The organism is Streptomyces alboflavus, assembly GCF_000716675.1.
Taxonomy (GTDB): Bacteria; Actinomycetota; Actinomycetes; order Streptomycetales; family Streptomycetaceae; genus Streptomyces; species Streptomyces alboflavus.
The window spans coordinates 48,300-73,891 of record NZ_JNXT01000002.1; the positions used below are offsets into that span (position 1 = coordinate 48,300).

20 protein-coding genes are annotated in these 25,592 nt (G+C 72.4%); 9 read left to right on the forward strand and 11 right to left on the reverse strand.

Annotated elements, in window-relative coordinates:
- Positions 1-326 precede the first annotated feature (326 nt).
- Genes OO63_RS01770 through OO63_RS01785 form a run of 4 tightly spaced genes read left to right on the forward strand, consistent with a single transcriptional unit; the run spans position 327 to position 5,167 of the window.
- On the forward strand, positions 327-908 hold the full coding sequence (locus OO63_RS01770; protein WP_030361711.1) for a (2Fe-2S)-binding protein: 582 nt from the start codon (positions 327-329) through the stop codon (positions 906-908).
- Entirely contained in the window at positions 905-1,906 is a 1,002-nt protein-coding gene (locus tag OO63_RS01775; RefSeq protein ID WP_030361710.1) for an FAD binding domain-containing protein, read from the forward strand. The genes OO63_RS01770 and OO63_RS01775 overlap by 4 nt, the downstream gene beginning before the upstream one ends.
- Positions 1,903-4,050 carry a xanthine dehydrogenase family protein molybdopterin-binding subunit gene (locus OO63_RS01780; protein WP_030361709.1) on the forward strand — a complete coding sequence of 716 codons (2,148 nt, stop codon included), beginning with the start codon at positions 1,903-1,905 and terminating at the stop codon, positions 4,048-4,050. The genes OO63_RS01775 and OO63_RS01780 overlap by 4 nt, the downstream gene beginning before the upstream one ends.
- Positions 4,043-5,167, forward strand: a complete 1,125-nt coding sequence (locus OO63_RS01785; RefSeq protein WP_030361708.1) for an XdhC family protein — start codon at positions 4,043-4,045, stop codon at positions 5,165-5,167. Before OO63_RS01780 ends, OO63_RS01785 begins: the two co-directional genes overlap by 8 nt.
- 44 nt (positions 5,168-5,211) lie before the next feature.
- Here OO63_RS01785 and OO63_RS01790 read toward each other — a convergent pair whose 3' ends face one another.
- Complete coding sequence (locus OO63_RS01790) at positions 5,212-7,749, reverse strand: polysaccharide lyase family 8 super-sandwich domain-containing protein (protein ID WP_030361707.1); 2,538 nt, start codon at positions 7,747-7,749, stop codon at positions 5,212-5,214.
- Positions 7,750-8,045: 296 nt separating this feature from the next.
- Between OO63_RS01790 and OO63_RS01795 the strand changes: the two genes are divergently transcribed.
- Entirely contained in the window at positions 8,046-11,060 is a 3,015-nt protein-coding gene (locus OO63_RS01795; protein WP_051810436.1) for an NACHT domain-containing protein, read from the forward strand.
- Positions 11,061-11,171: 111 nt separating this feature from the next.
- On the opposite strand, the gene OO63_RS01800 is transcribed toward OO63_RS01795, so the two are convergent.
- The 8 genes from OO63_RS01800 to OO63_RS01835 form a co-directional block, all read right to left on the reverse strand.
- Complete coding sequence (locus OO63_RS01800; protein ID WP_030361705.1) at positions 11,172-11,942, reverse strand: amino acid ABC transporter ATP-binding protein; 771 nt, start codon at positions 11,940-11,942, stop codon at positions 11,172-11,174.
- Entirely contained in the window at positions 11,939-12,253 is a 315-nt protein-coding gene (locus OO63_RS46520; protein WP_030361704.1) for a hypothetical protein, read from the reverse strand. The genes OO63_RS01800 and OO63_RS46520 overlap by 4 nt, the downstream gene beginning before the upstream one ends.
- Positions 12,250-12,753: a GNAT family N-acetyltransferase gene (locus tag OO63_RS01810; RefSeq protein ID WP_030361703.1), complete on the reverse strand. Its 504-nt coding sequence runs from the start codon at positions 12,751-12,753 to the stop codon at positions 12,250-12,252. The genes OO63_RS46520 and OO63_RS01810 overlap by 4 nt, the downstream gene beginning before the upstream one ends.
- A complete protein-coding gene (locus tag OO63_RS01815) occupies positions 12,750-13,901 on the reverse strand; it encodes an LLM class flavin-dependent oxidoreductase (RefSeq protein ID WP_030361702.1) in 1,152 nt (383 codons plus the stop codon). The genes OO63_RS01810 and OO63_RS01815 overlap by 4 nt, the downstream gene beginning before the upstream one ends.
- A gap of 356 nt (positions 13,902-14,257) precedes the next feature.
- Complete coding sequence (locus OO63_RS01820; RefSeq protein WP_030361701.1) at positions 14,258-14,965, reverse strand: response regulator; 708 nt, start codon at positions 14,963-14,965, stop codon at positions 14,258-14,260.
- Positions 14,962-16,191: a sensor histidine kinase gene (locus OO63_RS01825; RefSeq protein WP_051810437.1), complete on the reverse strand. Its 1,230-nt coding sequence runs from the start codon at positions 16,189-16,191 to the stop codon at positions 14,962-14,964. Before OO63_RS01825 ends, OO63_RS01820 begins: the two co-directional genes overlap by 4 nt.
- A 145-nt stretch (positions 16,192-16,336) precedes the next feature.
- Positions 16,337-18,541 carry an MMPL family transporter gene (locus OO63_RS01830; RefSeq protein ID WP_030361699.1) on the reverse strand — a complete coding sequence of 735 codons (2,205 nt, stop codon included), beginning with the start codon at positions 18,539-18,541 and terminating at the stop codon, positions 16,337-16,339.
- A gap of 267 nt (positions 18,542-18,808) precedes the next feature.
- Entirely contained in the window at positions 18,809-20,056 is a 1,248-nt protein-coding gene (locus tag OO63_RS01835) for an FAD-dependent monooxygenase (RefSeq protein WP_234311354.1), read from the reverse strand.
- A 79-nt stretch (positions 20,057-20,135) separates the two neighbouring features.
- Here OO63_RS01835 and OO63_RS01840 point away from each other — a divergent pair, with 79 nt between their 5' ends.
- The gene (locus OO63_RS01840; protein WP_051810438.1) at positions 20,136-20,729 is read left to right on the forward strand and encodes a TetR/AcrR family transcriptional regulator C-terminal domain-containing protein; all 594 of its coding nucleotides are present in this window, start codon (positions 20,136-20,138) and stop codon (positions 20,727-20,729) included.
- 193 nt (positions 20,730-20,922) lie between these two features.
- On the opposite strand, the gene OO63_RS01845 is transcribed toward OO63_RS01840, so the two are convergent.
- Together OO63_RS01845 and OO63_RS01850 are read right to left on the reverse strand one after the other, a co-directional pair.
- Entirely contained in the window at positions 20,923-21,993 is a 1,071-nt protein-coding gene (locus OO63_RS01845; protein WP_030361696.1) for a chitinase, read from the reverse strand.
- Between the two features lie 75 nt (positions 21,994-22,068).
- Positions 22,069-23,001, reverse strand: coding sequence for an MBL fold metallo-hydrolase (locus OO63_RS01850; protein WP_033263699.1), 933 nt, complete (start codon positions 22,999-23,001; stop codon positions 22,069-22,071).
- 316 nt (positions 23,002-23,317) lie between these two features.
- On the opposite strand from OO63_RS01850, the gene OO63_RS47675 reads away from it, so the two are divergent.
- From OO63_RS47675 to OO63_RS01865, 3 genes are read left to right on the forward strand one after another with little or no spacing between them, the layout of a single operon-like run.
- Positions 23,318-23,449: a hypothetical protein gene (locus OO63_RS47675; RefSeq protein WP_397622171.1), complete on the forward strand. Its 132-nt coding sequence runs from the start codon at positions 23,318-23,320 to the stop codon at positions 23,447-23,449.
- Positions 23,436-24,938, forward strand: a complete 1,503-nt coding sequence (locus OO63_RS01860) for an Asp-tRNA(Asn)/Glu-tRNA(Gln) amidotransferase GatCAB subunit A (RefSeq protein ID WP_078618776.1) — start codon at positions 23,436-23,438, stop codon at positions 24,936-24,938. The genes OO63_RS47675 and OO63_RS01860 overlap by 14 nt, the downstream gene beginning before the upstream one ends.
- Before the next feature lie 15 nt (positions 24,939-24,953).
- Positions 24,954-25,526 carry a TetR/AcrR family transcriptional regulator gene (locus tag OO63_RS01865; protein WP_030361692.1) on the forward strand — a complete coding sequence of 191 codons (573 nt, stop codon included), beginning with the start codon at positions 24,954-24,956 and terminating at the stop codon, positions 25,524-25,526.
- Positions 25,527-25,592 lie beyond the last annotated feature (66 nt).

Consider the following 25,592-nt stretch of genomic DNA (forward strand, 5'->3'; position numbering starts at 1 on the left):
CGGACAGGTGTCCGCTAAATTTCCCGGGGTAACGGACAGCTGTCCGTTTGAGTCCACTCCACCATAGCGTCAGGTGTGGCCGGATGCAGACGGCCGGTGACACCTGCCCCCGTCAGCGCTCGGAATCCGTACCAGGACGCCTGCCCTGAAGACCTGAGGAGACGCCGCAGCACGCGGCGCCCACCCCTCCGTCTCAGCCCGGCCGCCTCCCTACGCCCACGTCAGTTTCCGGACACCGCTCACCCCCGAAGCTCCCCTTCCCGCGCCGGCCCAGCACTCCGGCGTCCCTCGCGCACCGCACCAGCAATCGCGAAAGAAGGCCGACCATGGCTCCACCGACGCCCGGCGCCACCACGACGTCCAGCGGCATCACCCTGAACGTCAACGGCGAGAAGCACACCCTTCCCGTCGACCACCGCACCACCCTGCTCGACGCGCTGCGCGAGCGCCTCGACCTGACCGGCACCAAGAAGGGCTGCGACCAGGGCCAGTGCGGTGCCTGCACGGTCCTCGTCGACGGCCGCCGCAGCCTGTCCTGTCTGCAGCTCGCGGTCGCCGCCGACGGCCGCGAGATCACCACCATCGAGGGCGTCGCCGACGGCGACCGGCTGCACCCGGTCCAGCAGGCCTTCCTCGACCTCGACGGCTACCAGTGCGGCTACTGCACACCGGGCCAGATCTGCTCCGCCATCGCGGTCATCGAGGAGCACGCGGCGGGCTGGCCGAGCGCCGCCACCGCCGACGTCGGGGCCGAGGCGGCGCCGCCGCTCGACCCGGACGAGATCCGCGAACGCATGAGCGGCAACCTCTGCCGCTGCGGCGCGTACGTGTCCATCGTGCGGGCGGTCGCCCGCGCCGCCGAGGAGATGCAGGCTGACGACGCGGCGGTCAAGGAGGCGGCGGCATGAGGGAGTTCGGATACGAGCGCGCCCACGACGTCGCCGGAGCGGTCGCCCTGCTCGGCGCCGACCCCGAGGCCCGCTACCTGGGCGGTGGTACCAACCTCGTCGACCTGATGAAGTCCGGCGTCGAACGCCCCGCGCTCCTCGTCGACGTACGCGAACTGCCCCTCGACGGCATCGAGGTGACCGCCGACGGCGGCCTGCGCGTCGGCGCGACCGTCACCAACAGCGACCTCGCCGCACACCCCGAGGTCCGCCGCCGCTACCCCGCGCTCACCCAGGCCGTCCTCGCGGGCGCCTCCGGGCAGCTGCGCAACATGGCCACCGTCGGCGGGAACCTGCTCCAGCGCACCCGCTGCGGCTACTTCACCGACACGGCCAGGTCCTGCAACAAGCGTGTGCCCGGCAGCGGTTGCTCCGCCCACGACGGCGAGCACCACAACCACGCGATCCTCGGCGCCTCCGCTCACTGCGTCGCCACCCACCCCTCCGACATGGCGGTGGCCCTCGCGGCCTTCGACGCGGTCATCTCGTACGAGACCGCCGACGGACCCGGCGAGACGCCCCTCGCGGACTTCTACCTGCCCGTCGGCGACACCCCGCACCGCGAGACCGCGCTGCCGCCCGGCGCCCTGATCACCGGCATCACCCTGCCGCCCGCCCCTGTCGCCGCCCACTCGCGCTACCGCAAGGTCCGCGAGCGCGCCTCGTACGCCTTCGCGATCGGCTCGATCGCCGCCGCGCTCGATGTCGAGGACGGCGTCGTACGCGACGTGCGGCTCGCCTATGGGGCGGTCGCGTCGCGGCCGTGGCGCGCGCGGGCGGCCGAGGCTGCCCTCACCGGCGGACCGGCCACCGCCACCGCCTTCGCGGCCGCCGCGGACGCCGAACTGGCCGCCGCCGAGCCCCTGTCCGACAACGGCTACAAGGTGCCGCTCCTGCGCAACCTCACCGTGGCCCTGCTGAGCGAGCTGACCGAAGCGACCGAGGGGGCCGCCCGATGACCACCGCCACCGGAACGACCCGGGGCAAGGGCGCCGTCGGCGCCGCGCGCACCCGCATCGAGGGCCTCGCCAAGGTCACCGGGGAGGCCCGCTACTCGGGCGAGGTGCCCTACGCCGAACTCGCCCACGGCTGGATCGTCGTGTCCACCGTCGCCCGCGGCCGCGTCCGCTCCGTCGGCGAGGAAGCCGTCCTGCGGATGCCCGGCGTGCTCGCCGTCCTCCACCACGGCAACGCGCCCCGGCTGAAGGAGAACTTCGTCGGACAGTTCGGGCCCGACCCCGCCGCCGAGATCCTCCAGAGGGACCGGGTGCCGCACATCGGCTGGCCGGTGGCGTTCGTCGTCGCCGAGACCTCCGAACAGGCCAGGGAGGCCGCCGAGGCGCTGGTCGTCGAGTACGACACCGAGCCGCACGACGTCGACTTCCACGCCGACCACCCCGCGCGCTACACGCCGGAGGCCAGCGCCATGGGCCCCGCGGTCACCGAGAAGGGCGACCTGGACGCCGAACTCGCCGCGTCCGCCGTGCTCGTGGACGAGCGCTACAGCACCCCCGAACAGCACCACAACGCCATGGAGCCGCACGCGGCGATGGCCCGCTGGGACAACGGCCGCCTGGAGATCGTCGACTCCAGCCAGGGCACGTTCGCGACGGCGGGCGAGATCGCCGCGCTGTTCCAGCTCGACCCGGCGTCGGTGCGGGTGCGCTCCGAGCACATCGGCGGCGGCTTCGGCTCCAAGGCCATGGCCCGCGCCCACAACGTGCTCGCCGTGATGGCGACCACCGTCATCGGCCGCCCCGTGCGCGTCGTCATGACCCGCCGTCAGATGTTCTCCCTCATCGGCTACCGCAGCCCCACCACCCAGCGCGTCAGGCTCGGCGCCGACGCCGACGGGCGGCTGCGCGCCTTCGACCACGACGGGGTCTCGGTCACCTCGACCCTGACCGAGTTCGTCGAGGCCAGCAGCGCCTTCGGCCGCGCCCTGTACGACGCCGACGCGCACCGCACCGCCAACCACGTCGTGCCGCTCGACGTGCCCACGCCGACGTTCATGCGCGCGCCGGGCGAGGCACCCGGGTCGTTCGCCCTGGAGTCCGCGTTCGACGAGCTGGCCGAGAAGTGCGGCCTGGACCCGATCGAGCTGCGCGCCCGCAACGAACCCACCGTCGGGCCCGTCACCGGCCTGCCTTTCGAGGACAACGACCTGCTCGCCTGCTTCCACGAGGGCGCCCGCCGCTTCGGCTGGGCCGACCGCGACCCGCGCCCCGGCGTGCGCCGCGAAGGCCGCTGGCTCATCGGCACGGGCACGGCGGGAGCCACCTTCCCGGCCGGCGCCGCCCCGTCGACCGCCGCGGTCACCGCCGAGGCGGACGACACCTTCACCGTGCGGGTCAACGCCGCCGACGTCGGCACGGGCGCCCGTACCGCGCTCGTCCAGGTGGCCGCCGACGCCCTCGACGTGCCGGTCGAGCGGGTCCGGGTGCGGATCGGCGACAGCGACCTCGGCCAGGCCTGGCTGTCCGGCGGCTCCATGGGGACGCGCTCGTGGTCCTGGGCCGTTCTGGCCGCCGTCACCGAGCTGCGCGAACGCCTCGCGCTCGGCGCGGACATCCCGCCGGAGGGCATCACCGTGCGCTCCGACACCACCGAAGCCATCGGCGCGCAGGCCCAGCTCGAACGGCACTCCTACGGCGCCCAGTTCGCCGAGGTCGCCGTCGACGTCGGCACCGGCGAGGTACGGGTGCGCCGCATGCTCGGCATCTTCGCCGCCGGACGCATCGTCAACCCCCTCACCGCCCGCAGCCAGCTGGTCGGCGGCATGATCTGGGGCCTGTCCATGGCGCTGCACGAGGAGGCCGTCAGGGACCGCGCGTCGGGCGGCCTCGCCAACGGCGACCTCGCGGGCTACCACTTCGCCGCCAACGCCGACGTGCCCGTCATCGAGGCGGACTGGATCGGCGAACCCGCCCCCGGCGACCCGGTCGGCATCAAGGGCATCGGCGAGATCGGCATCGTCGGCGGCGCCGCGGCCATCGCCAACGCGGTCTGGCACGCCACCGGCGTCCGCCACCGCGCGCTGCCGATCCGCCCCGACCGCGTGCTGAGCGCGGGCACCGGGCCCGAGGGGCGGACCGGTGCTTGACATCGCCGACGAGCTGCGCCGGTGGGTCGCGCAGGGCCGGGAGTTCGCCGTGGCCACCGTCGTGGCCGTCGGTGGCAGCGCGCCCCGGCCGCCCGGCGCCGCCCTCGCCGTCGACCGCGAGGGCACCGTCATCGGCTCGGTGTCCGGCGGCTGCGTCGAAGGTGCCGTCTACGACCTGTGCGCCCAGGCACTCGACGACGGCCACAGCGTCCTCGAACGCTTCGGGTACAGCGACGACGACGCCTTCGCCGTCGGCCTGACCTGCGGCGGCGTCATCGACATCCTCATCACCCCGGTCGGCGTCGATGCCCCGGGCCGCCCCGTCCACGCGGCCGCCCTCGCGGCGGCCGCCGACGGGGAGACCGCGGCGCTCGTCCGGATCGCCCGCGGTCCGGACGACCTGCGGGGCCGCGCGCTCCTCGTACGGCCCGACGGCACGTACGAGGGCGGGCTCGGCGGTGACCTGCGCCTGGACCGCACCGCGGCCGCCGAGGCGCGGGCGCTGCTCGACGCGGGCCGGACCGGGACCGTGGAGATGTCCGAGGACGGCGCGCACTGTCCCGGCGGGCTCACCCTGCTCGTCGAGTCGAGCGTGCCGCCGCCGCGCATGATCGTGTTCGGGGCGGTGGACTTCGCGGCGGCGCTGGTGCGGGCGGGCAAGTTCCTCGGCTACCACGTGACGCTGTGCGACGCCCGGTCCGTCTTCGCCACGGCCGGGCGCTTCCCCGAGGCCGACGAGATCGTCGTCGACTGGCCGCACCGGTTCCTGGAGCGCACCGACACCGACGCGCGCACCGTGCTGTGCGTGCTCACGCACGACGCGAAGTTCGACGTGCCGGTCCTGGTGGACGCCCTGCGGATGCCCGTCGCCTTCGTCGGCGCGATGGGCTCGCGCCGCACCCACGAGGACCGCAACGCCCGGCTGCGCGAGGCCGGGGTCACCGAGGACGAGCTGGCCCGGCTGCACTCGCCCATCGGGCTCGACCTCGGCGCGCGCACGCCGGAGGAGACGGCGCTGTCCATCGCGGCGGAGATCGTCGCCGCGCGGCGCGGCGGAACGGGGGTGCCGCTGCGCGGGGCGCACACGCCGATCCACCACGACACGGTGGCCGCGTAGGGCGGAGGCAGGGTTCGCGCCCGGCCTGATCCACAAGAAACGCCTTAGTGCGGCCCGCGCAACGTCACCGTGAAACTCCGCCCGTACGCGTGGTGCGTGGTGACGTCGATCCGGGTGCCCCCGGACACCGACCGCACCCGGACCCCCTCGTCCGCCGTCACCGGCCGCAGCCGTCGCCCCCGCAGCAGCACGCTGACCGTGTCCCGCCGCATGGTCGGGTCGGACACGGCGACGGACGTGAGGGCGGAGTCCGGGGAGCGGCGGACGAGGAGGGACGACGGGCCGTCGACGCGCACCGCTTCGACCTCGTGACGGCCCGGGGCGAAGGAGTTGAGGGCTGTGAGGCCGAGCCCGCGGTGCGCAACGGCCTGTACGCGACGGGAGTTGGCGAGGACACGCAGCGGCCCCTTCGCGTACGACCGCATCCTGGACGCGTCCGCGTGCGGCACCAGCGCGTAGGCCAGGCGGACCGGGCGCGCCCCGGCCGCCTGGTCCACCGACACGCCGAGGACCTGCCGGGTCACCGCCGTGTCCGGGTTCGCGGTGCGCACGACGCGGCGGCTGCGCGTCACCCGGTCCAGGGCGACCCGCACCGGCGGCGCGTCGAGGAAGAGATAGCCGACGGCGGTGCCCTGCGTGGCGTTGGCGTACCGCAGCCAGCGCAGCTCCGCCGTGCCCGGGCCGGACCAGGGCCGCCCGTCGTCGCGTACCCCGGTGAGGGTCACCGCGTCGTCCGGCGCCGCGATCCGCGCGTCGACGGCCGTCGTCACCGCGCGCCCGGCCGGATCCCCGACCCCCGCCGCGAGGACGACGATCTCGTCGTCGAACAGGAACCACGACTTGGTGGCGGCCGCGTTGCGGTGCACCACGAAGTCGTCCGGCAGCACCTCCCGGTCCTGGAAGGCGACATCGCTGGACTGCACCATCCCGGCCGCGCCGTACGCCCCGAGGACCGCGCCGCCGGAGTGCGCGTGGGTGCCACGCGGGAAGTAGACGTACTTGTTCTGCGACTCCGACGAGGACGTGAAGTTCAATGGGTGGCCGGGGTTGTCGTAGTAGGGCTTGCCGTACAACTCCGGTACCGTGCGCCGCTGTTCGGCCGGGGCGGTGACGCCCGCGAGGGCGTACGGCGACACCGTGGTGAAGTAGTCCACGCCGTACGCCCGGGTCTGGTCCTGCCCCGACAGATAGAGGTAGTGCGCGCCCTCGCCCTGGAACCAGGGCATGAGGTTCTCGCCGTTCATGTACTCGTACTTGCTGATCCGCGCCGAGCTGCGGGACAGCGCGAAGGCGTAGCCCGGTCTGCGGTGCACGGTCTTGTCCATCGCGTTGAAGGCGACGCTGCGCGCGGCCGGATTGAGGTCGGCCGCGGGGACGGAGGCGTCGGCGAGGATGTCGGCGTACCGGACGACGCTGACCGGTGAGACGAAGCGGGCGGGGTCGAGCGTGGCGCGGGACGTCTCGCGGATGTGCTTGACATAGCCCTTCAGGGCCCTGGCCATGGCGCCCTCGGCGAGCGAGGACAGGTCGACGGCGGCCTCGACGACGACGGCGACGTCCGTGTAGCCGGAGTCGGTCCGCGACACCGCGCGCCCCTTGACGATCTCCATCATCCAGCCCTCGAAGATCAGCGGCGCGAACCCGTTCCGCACCCACCCGTGCACCACCGGCACCAGCTCCTCGCCGTGCGCGAAGCCCGTGCCGTCGAGAATCTTCAGCGTCTGCACGACCCGCGTAAGCAGCCCCTTGCCGTAGGAGCCGGTGTACGCGACGGAGGCGTGCTGGATGAAGGAGCCGTCGGCGTAATAGCCGTCTGTGACACCGTGGTTGAGCTGGTACGGGTCGATGGTGGCGAACACCGTCAGCTGGTCGGTGAGGGCCTTGCGGATGCGGGCGGTGTCGTCGAGGAGCGCCCCTTGCAGGACGCGGTTGGTGGTGATGTCCGCGAGGTTCGCGCCGGTGTGGAAGCGCGAGTCGAGGTTCACGTCGCCGTCCTTGCCGTTGCGCAGATAGGCGTCCATGGAGGCGACATAGGTGCGCACGAGATCCGGGCGCTGGGCGAGCACCTCGTCGTACAGCAGGACCAGGGTCTTGCTGACCTGCTGGGAGATGCCGATCTCCCAGTTGAACCAGTTTCCGTAGTAGCCCTTCGACTGATCGCCGTAGTACCGCTCGTGGAGCCACACCAGGCCGTCGACGACGCGCCGCCGCGCGGCCGTGTCCCCATAGAGGCCGCCGCCGTGGACACGGGTCGCGAGGGCGATCTCGTACAGCCACCGGTAGGCGGTATGCAGGTTCGCGTCGTCCGTGCCGAGGGCCAGACCGGCGAACAGCTCGCCCGTGCTCGCGTCGTCCATCGCCTTTAGGTTCGTCCGCGCCACCCTGTCGACGGCGGCGAGCTTCGCGGCGGTCTCTGGCCGTGCGTTGGACTCCGTCGTCCCGGCGAACACCGCGACGGTGTTGGCGCGGAGCCGGGCCGCCCCCTCGGCAGCGGCGGCCGCGCTCACCGGACCCACCGGAACCACGGCGAGCAGCCCTGCCGCCGACAGCGCGGAGAGCAGACGTCTGCGGGTGATGTCCATCGGGTTCCTCCGCCCGTGAGGTGGCGCTCCGGCGGGCCGGAGTCAAGCAGATGCCCCGACCGGCAACAAGAGGGCTCGCTCGGTCGCTCCGCCCGGGGGCGCAGACTCCGCCGATCCATGGGAACGGGGCCCTGGCCGCCCCACTGATCCACCGGGAACCGGGGTCCTGGCTGCTCCATTCGTGTCAGGCTGATCCCGAAGACCGCGCACCACACACTCGGGGGGACTGCTTGACGCCGCGCAGGTTGCTGTCGTTCGGGGATGCGCTGAAGCTTCTGGGCGGGGATCCGCCCGCTGTGGCGGCTCTCGACCGCGCCCTTGGCGGCGCGCTGAATCTGGCGACCGGCGGCCTCAGCGGCGGCGTCCTCGGCATGTTCGACGCCCGGGGGCGCGTGCTCGGCCTCGGGCGCGACGCCTGGCGCGGTCTCGGAGAGCGCCTCGGGAACGCCGACGGCAGGGTGGAGCGCGCCGCCGTCCTGGAGGCGGCCCACACGGTGATCGTCGTGCTCGCCTTCTTCGACGCCTTGGAGAACGTCGAACTGCCCTTCTCCCTGGACGAGGTGGCGCTCACCCGTCGTGAGCAGATGCTGTTGGCCGGTGGCCGCTTCCCCTCGGGCGACGGCTTCACGCAGGACGCGGCGCAGGTCGACGCGCCCCGCCCCGCGCCGCACCTGCCCTACGAGCGGCACGTCGGCGAACTCCACGCCTGGTACGAGCACTTGGCGATGCGGATGGCGGACTTCCTGCGTGGGCTTGCCGTGTGGGAAGGCCTCGACGAGGCCGACCGCGAAGAGGCCGCCCGCACCCTGCACGTCGCGGTGCCGGGGATCGCCGTGCGGATCTATGAGTCGCTGTACGCGCGGCTCGCACTCGAAGCACCGGAGTTCGGCTTCTGGTCCGGTCAGATGGAGCACCAGGCCACTCGCGCCGAACTGCGCAGAGCCCTCGTCGGCCTGGAGCAGGCACTCGCCGAGAGCGCCGACCTACGCCATCGGCCTGTGGACGTCGCGGGCGCCCTCGCCCGGGCACACCAGTCCGCCCTCGGACAGCGGATCCTCGACGCCCAGGAGGCCCCCGAGGGAATCCTGGTGCCGACCTTGGCCCAGGCCTACCTCGACCCGGACTTCCGGGTGCGGGCCGTCGACGGACAGGGCAGCCCGGCCGACGAGGAGTGGTGGGCGCGCGCCCCGGTCCGGCAGGACCTCACCGAGTACCTGGCCGGGGCGCTCACGTCGGAGGGCCTGACGACCGCCCCGCTGCTCGTGCTCGGCCAGCCCGGCGCGGGCAAGTCCGTGCTCATGCGGATCCTCGCGGCCCGGCTGCCCGCGGCGGGATTCCTGCCGGTCCGGGTCGCGCTGCGCGACGTGCGCGCGGACGACGAGGTCCAGGACCAGATCGAGCAGGCGATCCGCGAGGCCACCGGGGAGCGGGCCACCTGGCCCGACCTGGTGCGCTCGGCGGGCACGGCGGTGCCGGTCGTCCTGCTCGACGGCTTCGACGAACTCCTGCAGACCACCGGGGTGCACCAGAACGACTTCCTGGTGCGCGTGGCCCGGTTCCAGGAACGCGAGGCCGAGCAGGGGCGCCCGGTCCTCGCCGTGGTCACGAGCCGCACCGCGGTCGCCGACCGGGCGCGCTATCCGCAGGGCACCGTCGCCCTGCGTCTCGAACCCTTCCAGCAGGCGCACATCCAGCTCTGGATCGAGCAGTGGAACCTCACCAACGCCATGAACTTCCAGGCCATGGGCCTGCCACCGCTCACCTGGGACGCCGTCGCCCCGCACCGCGCCCTCGCCGGACAGCCGCTGCTCCTCACCATGCTCGCCCTCTACCAGGCCGCCGGGAACGACCTGCGCGGCGAGGACGACCGCCCCCTGGACGAGGCCGACCTCTACGAGGCGCTGCTCGGCTCCTTCGCCCGCCGCGAGGTGACCAAGGACAGCCGAATCTCCGACGACGAGGTGGAACGGCGCGTCGAGGAGGAGCTGGAACAGCTGTCCCTGGTGGCCTTCGCGATCCTGAACCGGAGGCGCCAGTGGGTGTCGACGGCCGAGCTCGACGAGGACCTGGCCGCGCTCGTCGGCCGGGCCCCGACCCAGCCCTCCGGGCTCCGCGCGCCGCTCGGGCAGGCCGAGGCAGCCTTCGGGCGCTTCTTCTTCGTGCAGCGCGCGCAGTCGATCAGGGACGGCCGGACCCTGTCCACGTACGAGTTCCTGCACGCGACGTTCGGGGAGTACCTGGCGGTCCGCCTCGCCGTACGGCTCGTGTCCGGCCTGCTCGACCACCGCCCCGTCCTCTCGACGGGCCGTGAGCCGCTCAACGACGACCTGATGTTCGCCCTGCTCTCCTTCGCGCCGCTCTTCTCCCGGCAGATGCTGCGGTTCGCCCGTGCCCGCGTCGAACGGCTCCCGGACGCGGAGCGGGCGGCTCTCGGCCCCCTGGTCGTACGGGCCATGGGGGAGCGGGAGCTGCGTGCCGAGCAGCCGTACCCCACGTATCTCCCGCGACGCATCCGGGTCGCTTCACGGCACGGCATATACAGCGCCAATCTGGTCGTGCTCGCCCTGCTGCTGACCGGAGGCACCACGGCCGGCGCGCTGTTTCCGTCCGGGGGCGACGCGGGCAGCTCGTGGCACCGGCACGCGCTGTTGTGGCGGTCCGCCCTCAACGAGGCGGAGTGGACCGACCTCGCGGTCTCGCTGCGGCTGCGGCGCACCCGGCAGGGGCGGGAGCGTGACATCGAAGTGGCCGTCCAACGCGGTGAGTTGGAAGCGCCGGACCAGGTGGACGCCTACTGGCTGTACCGGGCGCCGTGGGAGGAGGGGCACACCGTCTGGCACCGCACGTACTGGAACGAGATCTGGCACAAGATGGATGTCTCCGCGGGGACGAACGACGGTGTCGTGCTCCAGGCCCTGCGGCCGCTGTTCGAGTCGCTGGGGCCGCTGGTGACCACGTTCAGCGGCGACAGGACCCGGCTCGCGACCTCCACCGCGCACGATGTGCTCCGGCTGTGGCTGACGGGTGAGTCGGAGCTGACCGTCGAGGAGATCGTGGAGCTGTACGGCAGGATCGGTGCGGCTCTGCCCGTACTGGCCTCGTCGGACGCGGTGACCCGGCGTCTCGTGCCCATCCTGAAGGCGCTGCTGGACCGGGACCTGCCTCGGCTCGGACCGGACGAGACCATGTCCGTCCTCTTGCAGTTGCTGGCCGATCCCGCTGGGGTGTTCGCCGTGCGGATCAGCGATCACCTCAGGACCCGTCACCCCCAACTCCGCAACGGGTTGGTCCACAGGTTCGACGGTTCATGAACTCCTCGGCAGCCCCCGCGGGGTTCACCTCCGAGGCGGGCACAGCCTCGTCAGGACCTCGGGGACTTCCGGGGCCTACAGGACCCACAGCACCCACAGCACCCACAGGCCCTACAGGACCTTGGACAGGAACGCCTGAGTGCGTTCGTGGCGCGGGTGGTCCAGGACGTCGCCGGGCGGGCCCTGTTCGACGATCACCCCGTCGTCCATGAAGACCACCGTGTCGGCGACCTCGCGGGCGAACCCGATCTCGTGCGTGACGACGATCATCGTGGTGCCGGCCCGGGCGACGTCCTTGATGACGTCGAGGACCTCCCCGACCAGCTCCGGATCGAGAGCGGACGTCGGCTCGTCGAAGAGAAGGACCCGGGGTTCGAGGGCGAGCGCGCGGGCGATGGCGACCCGCTGCTGCTGGCCGCCGGACAGCTGCCGCGGAAAGGCGTCCGCCTTGTCCGCGAGCCCCACCCGGGCGAGCAGCGCCTCGGCCCGCTCCTTGGCCTCGGCGCGCGGCCTGCGCAGCGCGGAGACGGGGGCCTCGGTGATGTTCTCCAGGACCGTGAGGTGCGGGAACAGGTTGAAGTTCTGGAAGACGAAGCCGATGCGGGTGCGCTGGCGCAGGACCTCCCGCTCTGTGAGCTCGTACAGCTTGTCGCCGCGCCGCCGGTAGCCGACCAGTTCCCCGTCGATGCTGACCGAGCCGCGGTTCAGCTTCTCCAGGTGGTTGATGGCGCGCAGGAGCGTGGACTTGCCGGAGCCGGACGGGCCGATGACCACCGTGACCTCACCGGCGCGCACCTTCAGGTCGATGCCGCGCAGCACCTCGTGGGTGCCGAAGTTCTTGTGGACGCCGCGGATGTCCACCATCACGGGGTTCGTGCTCATCGGTTCTCCCGGTGGGGCTGGAGGGATGTGAGAGTCGCGCGTTGCTTAAGGGGCGTGAGGGCGTGGGCGAACGCGCGGGCGCGTTGCAGGGGTGTGGGCGGGGGAGTGCGGTCGGCGCCGCGCGCGAAGCGCCGCTCCACGTAGTACTGGGCGACGGAGAGCAGCGTGGTCAGGACGACGTACCAGGCGGCCGAAGGGGCGGGCGGTTCGTCGGTACGCGGCCGGGCCCCGGCACCCGGCTTCTGCCCGGCGTCCGGAGCCGGTGCGGCTCCTGGCTCCCGTCCGGCACCCGGCTCGACCTCGACACTCATGGCCGCCCCAGTTGCTTCTCGAACGGCAGCGGCCCGATGGACTCCGGATCGGCCCCGGTGTCGAAGAGGGGCGTGTACCCGGTGGCCAGATACAGCTCGCGGGCCTCGGGCTGGCGTGGCCCGGTGGTGAGGTAGGCGCGCCGGTAGCCGCGCGCCGCTGCCTCGCGCTCCAGCTCCGCCACGACCCGCCGCGCCAGACCTTGCCTGCGGTACGCGGAGTGCGTCCAGATGCGCTTGAACTCGGCGGTGCCCGGGGCCTCGTGGCGCCGGAAGGCACCCCCGGCCACCGCCTCGCCGCCGGCCACGAGCAGCAGGAGCGCGCCGTGGGGCGGCGCGAACTCCCCCGCCGGGTAACGCAGCAGCTCGGCGTGCGCGTCCTTGCCGTAGCGGGCGGCGTACTCGTCGCCCAGCTCGCGCAGCATCGGCCGCACCAGCGGATCGCCCACGGCGGCGCGCACCACCGTCAGGCCCGGGTGCGCGGGCTCGGCGACCGACGTCATCCGGCCACCGCCAGACCGCTGAGCGTGCGCTCCAGCGTGTGCGGCCCGCGCTCGGCCCGCTCCCGGTCGCGCTTCGCGACCTCCTCGCGGACGATCGGGATGACGTACCGGCCGAAGTCGATCGCGTCGTCGAGCAGGTCGTAGCCGCGGGCGGACAGGATGTCCACGCCCAGGTCGTAGTAGTCGAGCAGCGCCTGCGCGACGGTCTCCGGGGTGCCGACCAGGGCGTTGGAGTTGCCCGCGCCGCCGGTGGCCGCGGCGGTCGGCGTCCACAGGGCGCGATCGAAGCGCTCGCCCTGCTCGGCGATGGCGATGAGGCGCTGGGAGCCGGTGTTCTCGGGGGATTCGGCGGAGCGGCGGCGAGTGAAGGACTGCCCGCCCGCGCGGCGCTCGCGGATCGCGCCGACCGTGCGGTGCGCCTTCTCCCAGGCCAGCTCCTCCGTCGGCGCGATGATGGGCCGGAACGCGACCTGGATCCGCGGCAGGTCCGCGCGTCCCGCGGCGCGGGCGGCCCGGCCGACCTCCTCGATCTGCTCCGCGGTCTGCGCCAGCGGCTCGCCCCACAGGCAGTAGACGTCCGCTTCGGCTCCGCCCGCCGCGTACGCGGCGGGAGACGAGCCGCCGAACGAGACGCCGGGGTGCGGCTCCTGAACGGGGAACACGTCGCTGACGAAGTCGTTGAACCGGTAGTGCTCGCCCTCGTGGTCGAAGGCCTCCCGCCGCGTCCAGACCTTCTTGACGATCTCGATGTACTCGCGGGTGCGGGCGTAGCGCTCGTCCTTGGTGAGCGTGTCACCCTCGCGACGCTGCTCGTGGTCGCTGCCGCCGGTGATGAAGTGGACGGTGAGCCGCCCGTCGCTGATCTGGTCGAGCGTCGCGAATGTCCGTGCGGCGTACGTCGGGTACGACACGTTGGGCCGGTGCGCGAGCAGGATCTGCAGCGAGCCGACCTTCGCCGCCAGATACCCGGCAGCGGCCGCGGGTATCGGCGAGCCGGATCCGTACGCGAACAGGACCCGGTCCCAGCCGTGGTCCTCGTGCGCCCGGGCGAGCCGCAGGGTGTACTCCTTGTCGAAGGAGACACCGGAGCGCGGCGTCGTCTCCGAGCCGTCGTTGGTCGCGGCGATGCCGAGGAACTCCACGGGCATGACAGGGCCTTTCGTACGCGGATGAGCGGCCGCGGCCGTGTGGGGAACGACCGGGCACGGTGCGGTGGCGGAAACGCGGTGGGGCGGAAGAGCGCGCGGAGACGGGACGAGAAGGGCCGCTCAGACGGCCGACTGCCGGGTCAGGAAGAGGGACACGCGGCCGACCACACCCGACAGAAGTCGATGTGGCCGCGTGAGACCAGCGGCAGTGAGGGGAACATGCGAACAGTTGAGCACCGGACTTTCGGCCTCGTCAACGGCGCGGGGGCGCCACCGGGGCCCTGCCACACGGTGTTCACACGGCCGTAGCAGCCTCAAGCACGACAGCTGTTCGGCCGTCGCGGTCGCTGTGTACGTCAGGGACCGTGCCCGCTGCGGGGACGTGCGGGGGGCGGCTGCGGCATGCGGGCGAAGCCGGTCCGGTAGGCGAGGGCCACGAGCTGGGCTCGGTGGTGGGCACCGAGCTTGTGCATGATGCGCTGGACGAAGGTGCGGACGGTCATCGGGCTGACGCACAGGCGCTCGGCGATCTCGTCGTTGGTGAGCCCTTCTGCCGCGCAGAGCAGGACTTCCTGCTCGCGGGGGGTGAGCTGGTCCATCTCGCGTGGAGTGGCCTGGGGGCGGTCGGGACCGGAGGCGGCGAGGTAGCGGGTGACGACGGCGTGGGTGGCCAGCGGGGAGAGCACCATGTCGCCGGCCGCGACGGTGCGGATGGCGGCGAGGAACTCGGCGGGTTGGACGCCTTTGCCGAGGAAGCCGCTGACGCCCGCGCGCAGGGCCCGGGTGATGTAGTCGTCGGTTTCGAAGGTGGTCAGGATGAGGACGCGGCTGCCGTGGAGCTGGGGATCGGCGGTGATCTGCGCGGCGGCGGAGAGGCCGTCCTGATGTGGCATGCGGATGTCCATGACCACGACGTCCGGTGCGGTGGAGCGGGCCAGTCGTACGGCCTGGTCGCCGTCGGCTGCCGTGGCGACGACTTCGAGGTCGTCGGTGGCGTCGATGAGGACCTGGAAGGTCGCGGTGAGGAGTGCCTGGTCGTCGGCGAGGAGCACGCGGATGGTCACGGGGTGTCCTTGTCGTGGGCGGCCGGGCGGCCGGGCGGCGAGTACGCGAGGGTGGGAAGCTCGGCCGTCACCTCGAACCCGGTGTCGTCGCGGGGGTGGGCGTGCAGGTGTCCGCCGACTGCGTGGGCCCGCTCGCGCATGCCGATGAGGCCGTATCCGGCGGTGTCGCGGATCTGTACGGGCGGGCCGTCGTCGGTGACCGTCAGGGTCAGCAGGCTGTCGGTGTAGTGAAGGTGGACGGCGGCCGTGGTGGTCAGCGCGTGTTTCGAGACGTTGGTGAGTGCCTCTTGCGTGATGCGGTACGCGGTGAGGTCGACGCCGGGTGACAACGGCCCCGCGGCGCCGTCCTGGGTGAGGGTGACGGTGAGGCCGACCTGGCCGAACGAGGCGATCAGTTCCGGTAGTCGCGTCAGACCGGGGGCGGGCTCGGCCGGAGGGCCGTGGGGCTCGTCGCGTTCACGCAGCAGGCCCACGGTCGCTCTCAGTTCGCCCAGTGCCGAGTTGAGGGTGGCGGTGAGGTTGTGCATGACCTGCTGTGCCTTGTCGGGCCGGCCGGCCAGCAGGTAGTCGGCGGTGGCGGCCTGGGCATGGGCGAGCGTGATGTGGTGGGCCACGACGTCGTGCAATTCGCGGGCGATGCGGATCCGTTCGGCGCCGACGCGCCGGCGGGCCTCTTCCTCGCGGGTGTGTTCGGCCATCTCCGCGCGTGCTTCCACCGCGGTGACGTAGTCGCGGCGGCTGCGCAGGGAGTCGGCCACGGCCGGGGGGACGAGGGTGAAGGCGGCCAGTCCCACCTGCTCGGGCCTCAGCTGCGGGTTGCCCGGCGGCCACAGGGCGGAGGCGGCGAGCAGGGCCAGGGCGGCGGTGGCGGTGTAGCGGGCGGCGGTGCGGCTGTCGGTTCGCCAGGCCAGTGATGCGAGCGCCGCCATCACGGGGCCGGTGAGGTTGGAGCCGAACTCGTAGCCGAAGGAGGGGGCCATGGCGCCGAGGACGGCGGTGCACGCGGTCGTGGTGATCACGGTCAGGCGCGGGCGGTTGCGGTGCGGCAGCAGCGCCGCGCAGGCCAGGACGGCAACGCAGGCGACGGCAGGCGGCGGCCAGCGCACGATGCGGGGCGGCTGCGCCATGGTGGTGGAGAGCACCGCGAGGGCGCACAGGGCGGCCGCCGTCGCGGCGTCGAAAGCTCTGGGGTGACGGCGGGCCCACGGCCGGATGTCGGCGATCACGCGTCCTCCTTCACGGGTGTGCTCGGTCTTCACGGGTGTGCTCGGCGGTCGTCGGCTGTGGACGATGCGGGGCGGGCGGGCCCTCGCGCATGCGAGGACGCCCCGGAGGCCCGCGGGTTGGCGGGCGCCCCGGGGCGGCGGTGGGTCAGGCGTTCACCGATTCATCCCGTGACGAGGGCGCCACCGGGGCGGGGTGCTCGGCCGCGAGGGTGCGAGCGAGTTTCTCGCCTTCGATGTCCAGGTCGGGCAGCAGCCGGTCCAGCCACTTGGGCAGCCGCCACGCTGTCTGCCCCAGGAGCGCGAGGGCGGCCGGGACGATGGTCATGCGTACGACGAACGCGTCGAAGAGGACGGCGGCGGCCAGCCCCAGACCGAGCATCTTGATCATGGAGTCGGTCATGCCGATGAATCCGGCGAAGACGGCGATCATGATGACGGCGGCGGCCACGACGACGCGGGCGCTGTGCCGGAAGCCGGTGACGATGGCCTGTGCGGGCGCTTCGCCGTGGACGTGGGCTTCGCGGATGCGGGTCACGAGGAAGACCTCGTAGTCCATGGCCAGGCCGAAGACCACGCCGATCAGGAAGATCGGCATCATGCTCATCACCGGTCCGGTCTGGGCGACGCCGAGCAGGTCGGCGAGCCAGCCCCACTGGAAGACCGCGACGATCACGCCGAAGGCGGCGGCGACCGAGAGCAGGAAGCCGAGGGCTGCCTTGAGCGGAACGAGGATCGAACGGAAGACGATCATCAGGAGCAGAACTGCGAGTCCCACCACCACGGCGAGGTAGGGGATGAGGGCGGCGGTGACCTTGTTCGAGACGTCGATGTTCATCGCGGTCTGACCGGTCACCAGCATGGCGGCGCCAGAGGTCGTCTTGAGGTCGGCGGCCTCGGAGCGGATCGTCTTGACGAGGTCCTTCGTCGCTTCGGCGCTCGGGCCGGTGCTGGGCACAGCGGCGATGGTCGCGGTGTCGCCGGCCTTGTTGAAGGTGGCCGGTGAGACGTCCACGACGCCTTCAGTGCCGGTCAGGGCCGTGCGGGCCTGGGCGGCGACGGCCTTCGCGTCGTCGGCGCCCTTGGCGTCGACGACGATGGTCAGGGGCCCGTTGAAGCCGGGGCCGAAGCCGTCGGCGAGCGCGTCGTAGGCACGGCGCTGAGTGGTCGAAGTGGGCTGCGCCTCGTCACCGGGCAGGCTGAGCTGGAGATCCAGCGCCGGGAGGGCGACGACGCCGAGGCCCGCCACGGACAGCAGCAGCGTCGCCACAGGCCGGCGGATGACGAAACGAGCCCACCGGCTGCCCGCGGGCTCCTTCGCGCGTACGGCGGTGGTGGTGCTGCGGCGCTGGGCGCGCGGCAGGACGGCCTGGGGGAAGAAGCCGAGCAGTGCGGGCAGCAGCGTCAGGGCGACGAGCACGGCGATGACGACGGTTCCGGCGGCGGCGAGCCCCATGTCCGTCAGCATCGGCACGCCCGCCACGGACAGCCCGGCCAGTGCGATGACGACGGTGGCGCCGGCGAAGACGACTGCGGATCCGGCGGTGCCCACCGCCCGGCCGGCGGCCTCCTGCGGCGCGTGCCCCGCGGTCCGCTCGGCGCGGTAGCGGGAGACGATGAACAGGGCGTAGTCGATGCCCACGGCCAGGCCCAGCATCAGGGCCAGGGTGATCGTCGTGGTGGACATGCCCGCCGCGACGATGGCGCAGACTCCGGCGCCGAGGCCGATGAGGGCGGTGACCAGAGGAAGTCCGGCGGCGACCATCGCGCGGAAGGTGATGAACAGCACGAGCGCGGCGACCGCGATGCCGATCAGTTCGGTGACGCCGCCGAGTTCAGGGCCGCCGTCGACGGCCGAGCCTCCGACTTCCACGGTCAGCCCCGCTGCGCGGCCGTCATCGACGGCGTCCATGAGCGCGGCGGACGTGGTCTCGCTCAGGGCGTCGCTGGAGACGGTGTAGGTGACGGTCGCGAACGCGGTGGTCGCGTCCTTGCTGACGGATTCGGGTGTGAAGGGACTCGAAGTGTCCTTCACCTGGGAGCCGCGCGCGATGGTGTCGACTACCTTCTCGACAGCCGCCCGGTTCTCGCGGGCGGTCACTTTCTGCCCGTCAGGCGCGGCGAAGACGACGCGTGCGTCCGCGCCCTCCGCATTGTCACCGGGGAAGCGCTCGTCGAGCAGGTCGAACGCCTTCTGAGACTCGGTGCCCGGCATGGAGAACCCGTCCTCTTCGGCGGCCGGGGCACTGAGAGCGGCGAAGGAGCACGCCGCCAGGATCGCCACCCACAGGAGAGCGACATAGCGGCGCTGCCGGAAGGACAACCGGCCGAGCCGATAGAGCAAGGAAGCCATGACAAGGCACTCCAGTCGAAGAAGAGAGGGATGGTGCCGCGGCCATGCCGTGCACCCCCGGGCGCAGACGGTCCGCAGCTTCGTCCCCATCGTTGGCAACGTGGGCCGCGACGTCGTCCCGCAGCTGCGGACACCCGCCCGTACTGCAGCTGCAGTACCGACGCGGCAAAGACCCATCCCCGAGGGGCACGACACCTGGCCATCCCACCCGCTGACCGGTCCGCGTCACCTCGTGAGCCCGCGCCCCGAGCGCAGCACGGGTGGCGCTCAGGCGGCGTGAGCGTCGGCGTAGGCCGGTAGCTGCCAGTCGCCGCCGCGGTCCTCCTTGGAGAACCGCGCGACAAGGGCGGGGATGTGGAAGAAGGAGGCCAGCGCGGTGACGTTCTGGAAGGCGCTGATGGCGTGCTTGTTCATGGGCATGCCCACGCGCAGGACGCGGGGACTGACCTCGCCCTGGATCTCGTCGACGAAGGGCCGCAGGACGCGCTCGTATGTCGCCAGCGCGGTCGGCAAGTCGTCCGCGTTCCGGTTGATCTCCCCGGCCAGGACATAGGCGCCGACCAGTCCGCCGGAGATCCCCATGCCGCTGTAGGGGGACGCGCAGTGCGCGGCGTCCCCGGCCAGGACCACCCGGCCCTTGGACCAGCTGTCGATGCGCACCTGGGCGATCTCCTGGGAGTAGAAGAACGGGCTGTCCTTCATGCCCTCGATGAACCGGTCGGTCTGCCAGCCGGCGTCCCGGAACCGCTCGGCCCACCACTTCTGCTGCTGCTCGACGGGAGCGCGGTGGATCGCGGACGCTTCCGCCGACTCCTCGCGCATCACGAAGTACACCTGGGTCTCGGTCGCGTTGTGGCTGCGCCGCATGATCTGCCGGCCGCCCGGGACCATGTAGGTGTCGCGGATGTCGGTGTCGGAGGCGATGCGCGGCACGAACCAGTACGCCATGTGGATGCCCACGCGCCAGTACGGGTCGAAGCCCTCCGGCAGCAGGGCCCGCCGGATGCGTGAACCCTGCCCGTCGGCGCCGATCAGCAGGTCGTACTCGCCGGAGGTCCCGTCCGAGAAGTGCGCGGTGACCCGGTCCGCGTCCTGGTCGAAGCCGTCGACGCTCTTGCCGAAGACGTACTCGGTGTCGTTCGTGGTCGCTTCGTGCAGGATGCGGACCAAGTCGCCGCGCATGATCTCGTACGCGGAGGTCAGGGTCTGACGTCCCTTGCCGGAGGTGTTCGCCATGATCGTCGCCTTCGGCCTGCCTCGGGCGTCGACGAAGGCGACGCCCGCCTCGTCCACCAGCCGGCTGCGCACGGCCTCCAGCAGGCCCATGCGCTCGACTGCCTCGACGCCCTGTCCGCGCAGGTCGACCTGTGCTCCCGAGGCGCGCAGCGCCGGGAAGCGCTCGACGACCGTCGTCCGGTGACCGCCACGGGTGAGCCAGAAGGCCAGCGCCTGCCCGGTGACGCCGCCGCCGGCGACGAGGATCCGCAGCGAACGCCTCACGATCTTGGTTGTCACGTCCGACCACCCCAGAATCTATCGGTGATTGATTCCTTTCACAGTCTTCTATCAGCGATAGAATGTCAACGTGACCAAGATGAACCGTGAGACCGTCGTCGCGGAGGCGCTGGATCTGCTGGACGACGTCGGCCTGGATACGGTCAGCACCAGGCGGCTGGCCAAGAGGCTCGGCGTCGAGCAGCCGTCGCTCTACTACCACTTCCGGACCAAGAAGGATCTCCTTGCGGCCATGGCGGCGGCGGCCATGGCCCCGCACGCCAACGCGCGGCTGCCGTCCGCCGAGGACGACTGGCGCGCGTGGTTCCTGGAGAACTCCCGCAGCTTCCGGCGCACGCTGCTGATGCGCCGTGACGGTGCCCGGCTGCACGCCGGCAGCACTCCGACCGGCGACCTCGACCGGATCCGCCGCAAGATGGCCTTCCTGGTCTCCTCCGGCGTGCCCGAGCGGGAGGCGCAGATGGCGATGCTGGCAGCCGGCCGCTACACGGTCGGCTGCGTCCTGGAGGAGCAGGCGGAAACAGATTCGCCGGACGCCGACGACCTGCCGGACGACGTCCCCGTACTCGATCACGAGACGGCATTCGAGGCGGGCCTCGCCCTCATCCTCAGCGGCCTGGAACAGCACACCGCGGCATCCGGCCGGGCCTCCGCCGCACCGCCGCCGAGCTGACGACCGGCTGCAGGGCGGGACGGGTCAGGAGAGCGCCCTCCGGGGGTGCGCGCAGCCCGCAGCACATGGCGCAGACGGACCAAGCCCACCGCCGGGCGCCCGCACACGCGACCGGCGGCCGGGAGCCCTGCCCCGACCGCCGGTCGACCTGCCGATCACGCTCGACCCACCGGTCACGCTCGACCGGCGACCCTCAACGCCCTTGCAGCGCCTTCACGTTGTCCCCGAAGGTCCACCCCTTCGACCCGTCCCAGTTGATCGACCAGGTCATCAGGCCCTTGAGGGCGCCGTTGTAGTTCCGCCAGGCCTGGCTCACCAGACCGGGCGACATGTGGCCGCCGCCCGCGCCCGGCTGGGCGGGCAGTCCCGGCACCTGCTTGTCGTAGGGCACCTTGATGGTCGTGCCCTGGATGACCAGGCCCTTGTTGAGGCAGTCCGTCTGCGCGACGAAGCCCTGGACGGTGCCCGCGGAGTAGGAGTCGCCGGAGCAGCCGTACATGCTGCCGTTGTAGTACTGCATGTTGAGCCACCACAGGCGGCCGTTGTCCGCGTACTTCTTGACGATCGGCAGGTACGCGCCCCAGATGGACCCGTACACCACGCTGCCGCCGGTGACGTAGGCCGTCTCCGGGGCCATCGTCAGGCCGAAGTTGGACGGCATCTGGGCGAGGACGCCGTCGATGATGCGGATGAGGTTGGACTGGGACGGCGACAGCTGGTTGATGTTCCCGCTGCCGACCAGGCCCGTCTCGATGTCGATGTCGATCCCGTCGAAGTTGTACTTCTTCAGGATCGGCACGATCGTCTCGACGAAGCGGTCCGCGACCTTGCTGGAGCTGAGGTCGATCCCGGCCGTCGCGCCGCCGATGGACATCAGGATCGTGACGCCGTCGGCCTTGGCCTGGCACATCTCGGCGGGCGTCGCCACCTTCACGGTGGCGTCCATGCCGTCCTCCCACAGCACGGTGCCGTCGGAACGGATCACCGGGAACGCGGCGTTGATGACGTTGTAGCCGTGGGCGCCGATGCGGGAGTCGGTGATCGGGGTCCAGCCGAACGGCGGGTGCACGCCGTTCGACGCGCCGTCCCAGTTCTCCCAGTACCCCTGGAGCACCTTGCCCGCGGGTTTGGACTTCACCGCGCAGGTGTCCGCCTGCGGTGCTCTGGGCGCACTGGGCGCGTCCGGCGCCGCGGCGGCCGGCAGCTGCGCCGCGAAGGCCAGCGCGATGGCCGCTCCCAACAGACGTACCGACCGACCGATCATGGCGTGCTCCCTCGGGGAGGCCTTGCTGCGGATGGGACGTGATGCGGCAGACGGTAAGTAGGTATAGACCTTTCGTCAATAGGTCTGGGCCAATACGGAGTTGAAGCGGAAGGACGAGTTCGGGGTCGGCGCGTGGCCCCGGGTGGTGACCCGCCCCGCCGTCGGTGCGGCGAAGTGGCTGCCGAGCAGCAGGGTGTCGGTGTCCGCCACCGACGCGAGCAGCGCGCGCCGGGTGCGCTCGGCGAGGGCGGGGTCGATGTCCACGCAGGAGCCGATGTCGGGCCGGGTCAGCTGGACGGGGTGGTGCACGGCGTCACCGGTGATGAGGGCGGTGCGGTCGTCGCCGCGCAGTTCGACGGCGACGTGGCCGGGGGTGTGTCCGGGGGTGGGCAGGAGGCGCAGGCCCGGGGCGACCTCGACCCGGCCCGTCGAGATGTCGACCAGGTCGAGCAGGCCCGCGTCCCGGATCGGGTGGACGGAGTCGCGGAACATCTGGCGCCGGGGCGCCTCCATGTCCGCGGCGGCCCAGTGGCTCCACTCCGTACGGGTGGTGAGGTAGCGGGCGTTGGGGAAGGTCGGCACCCAACTCCCGTCGGCCAGGCGGGTGTTCCAGCCGACGTGGTCGGCGTGCAGGTGGGTGAGGATGACCAGGTCCACGGATTCGGGCGCGAACCCGGCGCGCGTCAGGCGGTCCAGGTAGTCCGTGTCGAGGTCGTGCCAGGCCGGGTTGGCGCGTTCCTTGCCGTTGCCGATGCCCGTGTCGACGAGGACGCGGCGGCCGCCGAGGGTGATCGCGAAGCTGTGGCTGCTGAGGCGGAGCGTGCCCGCTTCGTCGGCGAAGTCCGGACGCAGCCACGGGGTGCCGGCGACGACGTCCGGGGTGGCGGCGGGCAGCAGCCAGGGGCCCGTCCCGGGCGGGAGCGCCACCTCGTCGACGCGGTGGGCGGTGATGCCGCCGAGGTTCCAGGTGGCGGGGGTCGAGGGGGGCGGCGGGGACAGCGGAGGCATGGCGGGCCTTTCGCGTGGGCGGTGAATCGCTAAAAGCAATCCCTTTGCGTTAAGTGACGTTAGGCGCTACGGTCCACTAACGCAAGTGATTAGCTTTTACGGCGCCGTGCCTGTGCGGCGCCCGGAAGGGCCCGCCCCGCACACGGAGGAACCCATGCCCCCCGAAGCCCCCGCATCTGAGGCTCCAGCGTCTGAAGCCCCAGCGCCTGAAGCCCCAGCGCCCGAGGCCCCCGAGCCCGCAGACCTCACCCCCCAGGAAGCCGCCCAATGGGCCCGCCGCGCCGGACTCCCCCTGGGGAGCGAGCGCCTGGACGCCGTGACGGCCACCGCGAACCACATCCAGGCCGTCGTCGCCACCCTGCGCGAACTGGACTTCGGCGACGTGCCGCCCGCCTCCGCCCGCACCGCGGAACTGATGGACCCGGAGGTGTCCGATGCGACCGTTTGAGCTGACCCTCGCCGACGCGGCGGCGGCCGTCCGCGCGAAGGAACTGTCCCCCGTCGAACTCACCGAGTCCGTCCTGGGGCGCGCCCGGGCCGTCGAGGGCCGACTGAACGCCTTCGTGGGCCTGCGGGCGGACGAGGCGAGGCGCGCGGCCGCGACGGCGGAGGCCGAGATCGCCGCCGGGCGATACCGAGGCCCGCTGCACGGCGTCCCGCTGGGACTCAAGGACCTCATCGACGTCAAGGGGCAGCCCACGACCGCGAGTTCGGCCGTGCGGGACGGCCACGTCGCCGCCGATGACAGCACCGTCGCCGCCCGCCTCGCGGACGCGGGCGCCGTCCTGCTCGGCAAGACCCACACCCACGAGTTCGCCTACGGCCTGACGACCCCGCAGACCCGCAACGCCTGGGACGTGGACCGTGTCGCGGGCGGATCGAGCGGCGGCTCCGCCGTCGCCGTCGCGTCCGGCGCGGTCACCTTCGCCATCGGCACCGACACCGGCGGCTCGATCCGGGTCCCCGCCGCCCTCAACGGCGTCGTGGGACTCAAGCCGACGTACGGCCTGGTGCCCCGGCACGGCGTGACCTCGCTGTCGTGGTCCCTGGACCACGTCGGCCCCCTCACCCGCACCGTCGACGACGCCGCCCTCGTCCTCGCCGCCCTGACCGGCCACGACCCGCGCGACCCGGCGCGCGTCCCGGCGCCCCGCGAGTCGCATCCCCCGTACGGCGAGGGCGACTTGACCGGACTGCGCGTGGGCGTCCCGCGCACCTACTACTTCGACCGTGTCGCCCCCGACGTCGAGTCCGCCGTGCGCGCCGCCGTCGACCGGCTGCGCGACCTCGGGGCCGAACTCGTCGACGTGGACATCCCCATGACCCGCTACGTCCAGGCGGTCCAGTGGGGCCTGATGGTCCCCGAGGCCACCGCGTACCACGAGGGGACGCTCCGCGCGACGCCCGAGCTGTACGCGCCCGACGTGCGTGTCCTCCTTGAGGCGGGCGAACTCCTGCTCGCCGGGGACTACGTGCGCGCCCAGCGCGCCCGCACCCTGATGCGGCGGGCCTGGGCACGGCTCCTCGCCGAGGTCGACGTCGTCGTCGCGCCCTCCGTGCCGCTGACCGCCGCACCCGTGGGGCAGCAATCCGTGCAGTGGGCCGACGGTTCCGTGGAGAGCGTGTCCGACAGCTACGTACGCCTGTCCGCGCCCGCGAACATCACGGGCGTCCCCGCGCTGACCGTGCCCGTCGGACAGGGCGAGGGCGGCCTGCCCGTCGGCATGCAGGTGATCGGCCGGCCGCTGGGGGAGGGGGCGGTGCTGCGGGTCGGGCGCGCGTACGAGGCGACGCGGGCGGACGCGGGGCGGCTCGCGCCGGACGGGGGTGCCGGTGCGGCGGAGGGGGCTGTCGTCGCGGCGGGCGGGGGCGCTCGCGGGCCGGTGCCGAAGCCCGCGGGTCCCACGCCGCCCGTCACCGTAGAAGCGAGAAATTAGCGTTAAGGTGACGCGATGAGCCCCAAGCCCATGGCCCGCCCCGGCGGCCGCAGTGCCCGCGTGCAGGCGTCCGTGCACGCCGCCGTCCGTGACCTCGAGGCCGAGCGGGGCCGCGAGGCGCTGACCGTGCCGCTGGTCGCCGCGCGGGCCGGGGTCACCCCGTCGACGATCTACCGCCGCTGGGGCGACCTCCAGGAACTCCTGTCGGACGTGGCCGTCGAGCGGCTGCGCCCCGACACGGAGCCCGCCGACCACGGCTCCCTGCGCGCCGACCTCGCGGCCTGGGCCGAGCAGTTCCTCGACGAGATGTCGTCCACCGCGGGCCGCGCCTATATCCGGGACGCCCTCCTCGGTGACCCGGACGGCGGCAACGCGGGCCAGTGCTCCGCCTACGCCGCCGCCCAGGTCGACCTCGTCCTCGACCGCGCCCGCGCGCGCGGCGAGGAGGGGATCCCGGCGCGCGAGACGGTCATGGACCACGTCGTCGCGCCGGTCATGTACCGCATCCTGTTCCGGCCCGATGGCCTGTCGACGGCCTACGCGCGCCACCTGGTGGAAACGGCCCTCGACCGACGCGCCCGGGACTGAGGGCCCGAGAGCGGCCCGGAGCCTTATTGCACATCGGTTGCAACTACTATTCATAGGCAGTAGGTG

What these genes read in the sequence shown, in the direction of transcription:
- OO63_RS01815 (WP_030361702.1), bottom strand. Translation starts at nt 13,901, where the DNA reads ATGCCCGTGGAGTTCCTCGGCATCGCCGCGACCAACGACGGCTCGGAG.
- OO63_RS01865 (WP_030361692.1), top strand. Translation starts at nt 24,954, where the DNA reads ATGAGCCCCAAGCCCATGGCCCGCCCCGGCGGCCGCAGTGCCCGCGTG.
- OO63_RS01780 (WP_030361709.1), top strand. Translation starts at nt 1,903, where the DNA reads ATGACCACCGCCACCGGAACGACCCGGGGCAAGGGCGCCGTCGGCGCC.
- OO63_RS01790 (WP_030361707.1), bottom strand. Translation starts at nt 7,749, where the DNA reads ATGGACATCACCCGCAGACGTCTGCTCTCCGCGCTGTCGGCGGCAGGG.
- OO63_RS01810 (WP_030361703.1), bottom strand. Translation starts at nt 12,753, where the DNA reads ATGACGTCGGTCGCCGAGCCCGCGCACCCGGGCCTGACGGTGGTGCGC.
- OO63_RS01770 (WP_030361711.1), top strand. Translation starts at nt 327, where the DNA reads ATGGCTCCACCGACGCCCGGCGCCACCACGACGTCCAGCGGCATCACC.
- OO63_RS01860 (WP_078618776.1), top strand. Translation starts at nt 23,436, where the DNA reads ATGCGACCGTTTGAGCTGACCCTCGCCGACGCGGCGGCGGCCGTCCGC.
- OO63_RS01830 (WP_030361699.1), bottom strand. Translation starts at nt 18,541, where the DNA reads ATGGCTTCCTTGCTCTATCGGCTCGGCCGGTTGTCCTTCCGGCAGCGC.
- OO63_RS01850 (WP_033263699.1), bottom strand. Translation starts at nt 23,001, where the DNA reads ATGCCTCCGCTGTCCCCGCCGCCCCCCTCGACCCCCGCCACCTGGAAC.
- OO63_RS01845 (WP_030361696.1), bottom strand. Translation starts at nt 21,993, where the DNA reads ATGATCGGTCGGTCGGTACGTCTGTTGGGAGCGGCCATCGCGCTGGCC.
- OO63_RS01800 (WP_030361705.1), bottom strand. Translation starts at nt 11,942, where the DNA reads ATGAGCACGAACCCCGTGATGGTGGACATCCGCGGCGTCCACAAGAAC.
- OO63_RS46520 (WP_030361704.1), bottom strand. Translation starts at nt 12,253, where the DNA reads ATGAGTGTCGAGGTCGAGCCGGGTGCCGGACGGGAGCCAGGAGCCGCA.
- OO63_RS01840 (WP_051810438.1), top strand. Translation starts at nt 20,136, where the DNA reads ATGAACCGTGAGACCGTCGTCGCGGAGGCGCTGGATCTGCTGGACGAC.
- OO63_RS01775 (WP_030361710.1), top strand. Translation starts at nt 905, where the DNA reads ATGAGGGAGTTCGGATACGAGCGCGCCCACGACGTCGCCGGAGCGGTC.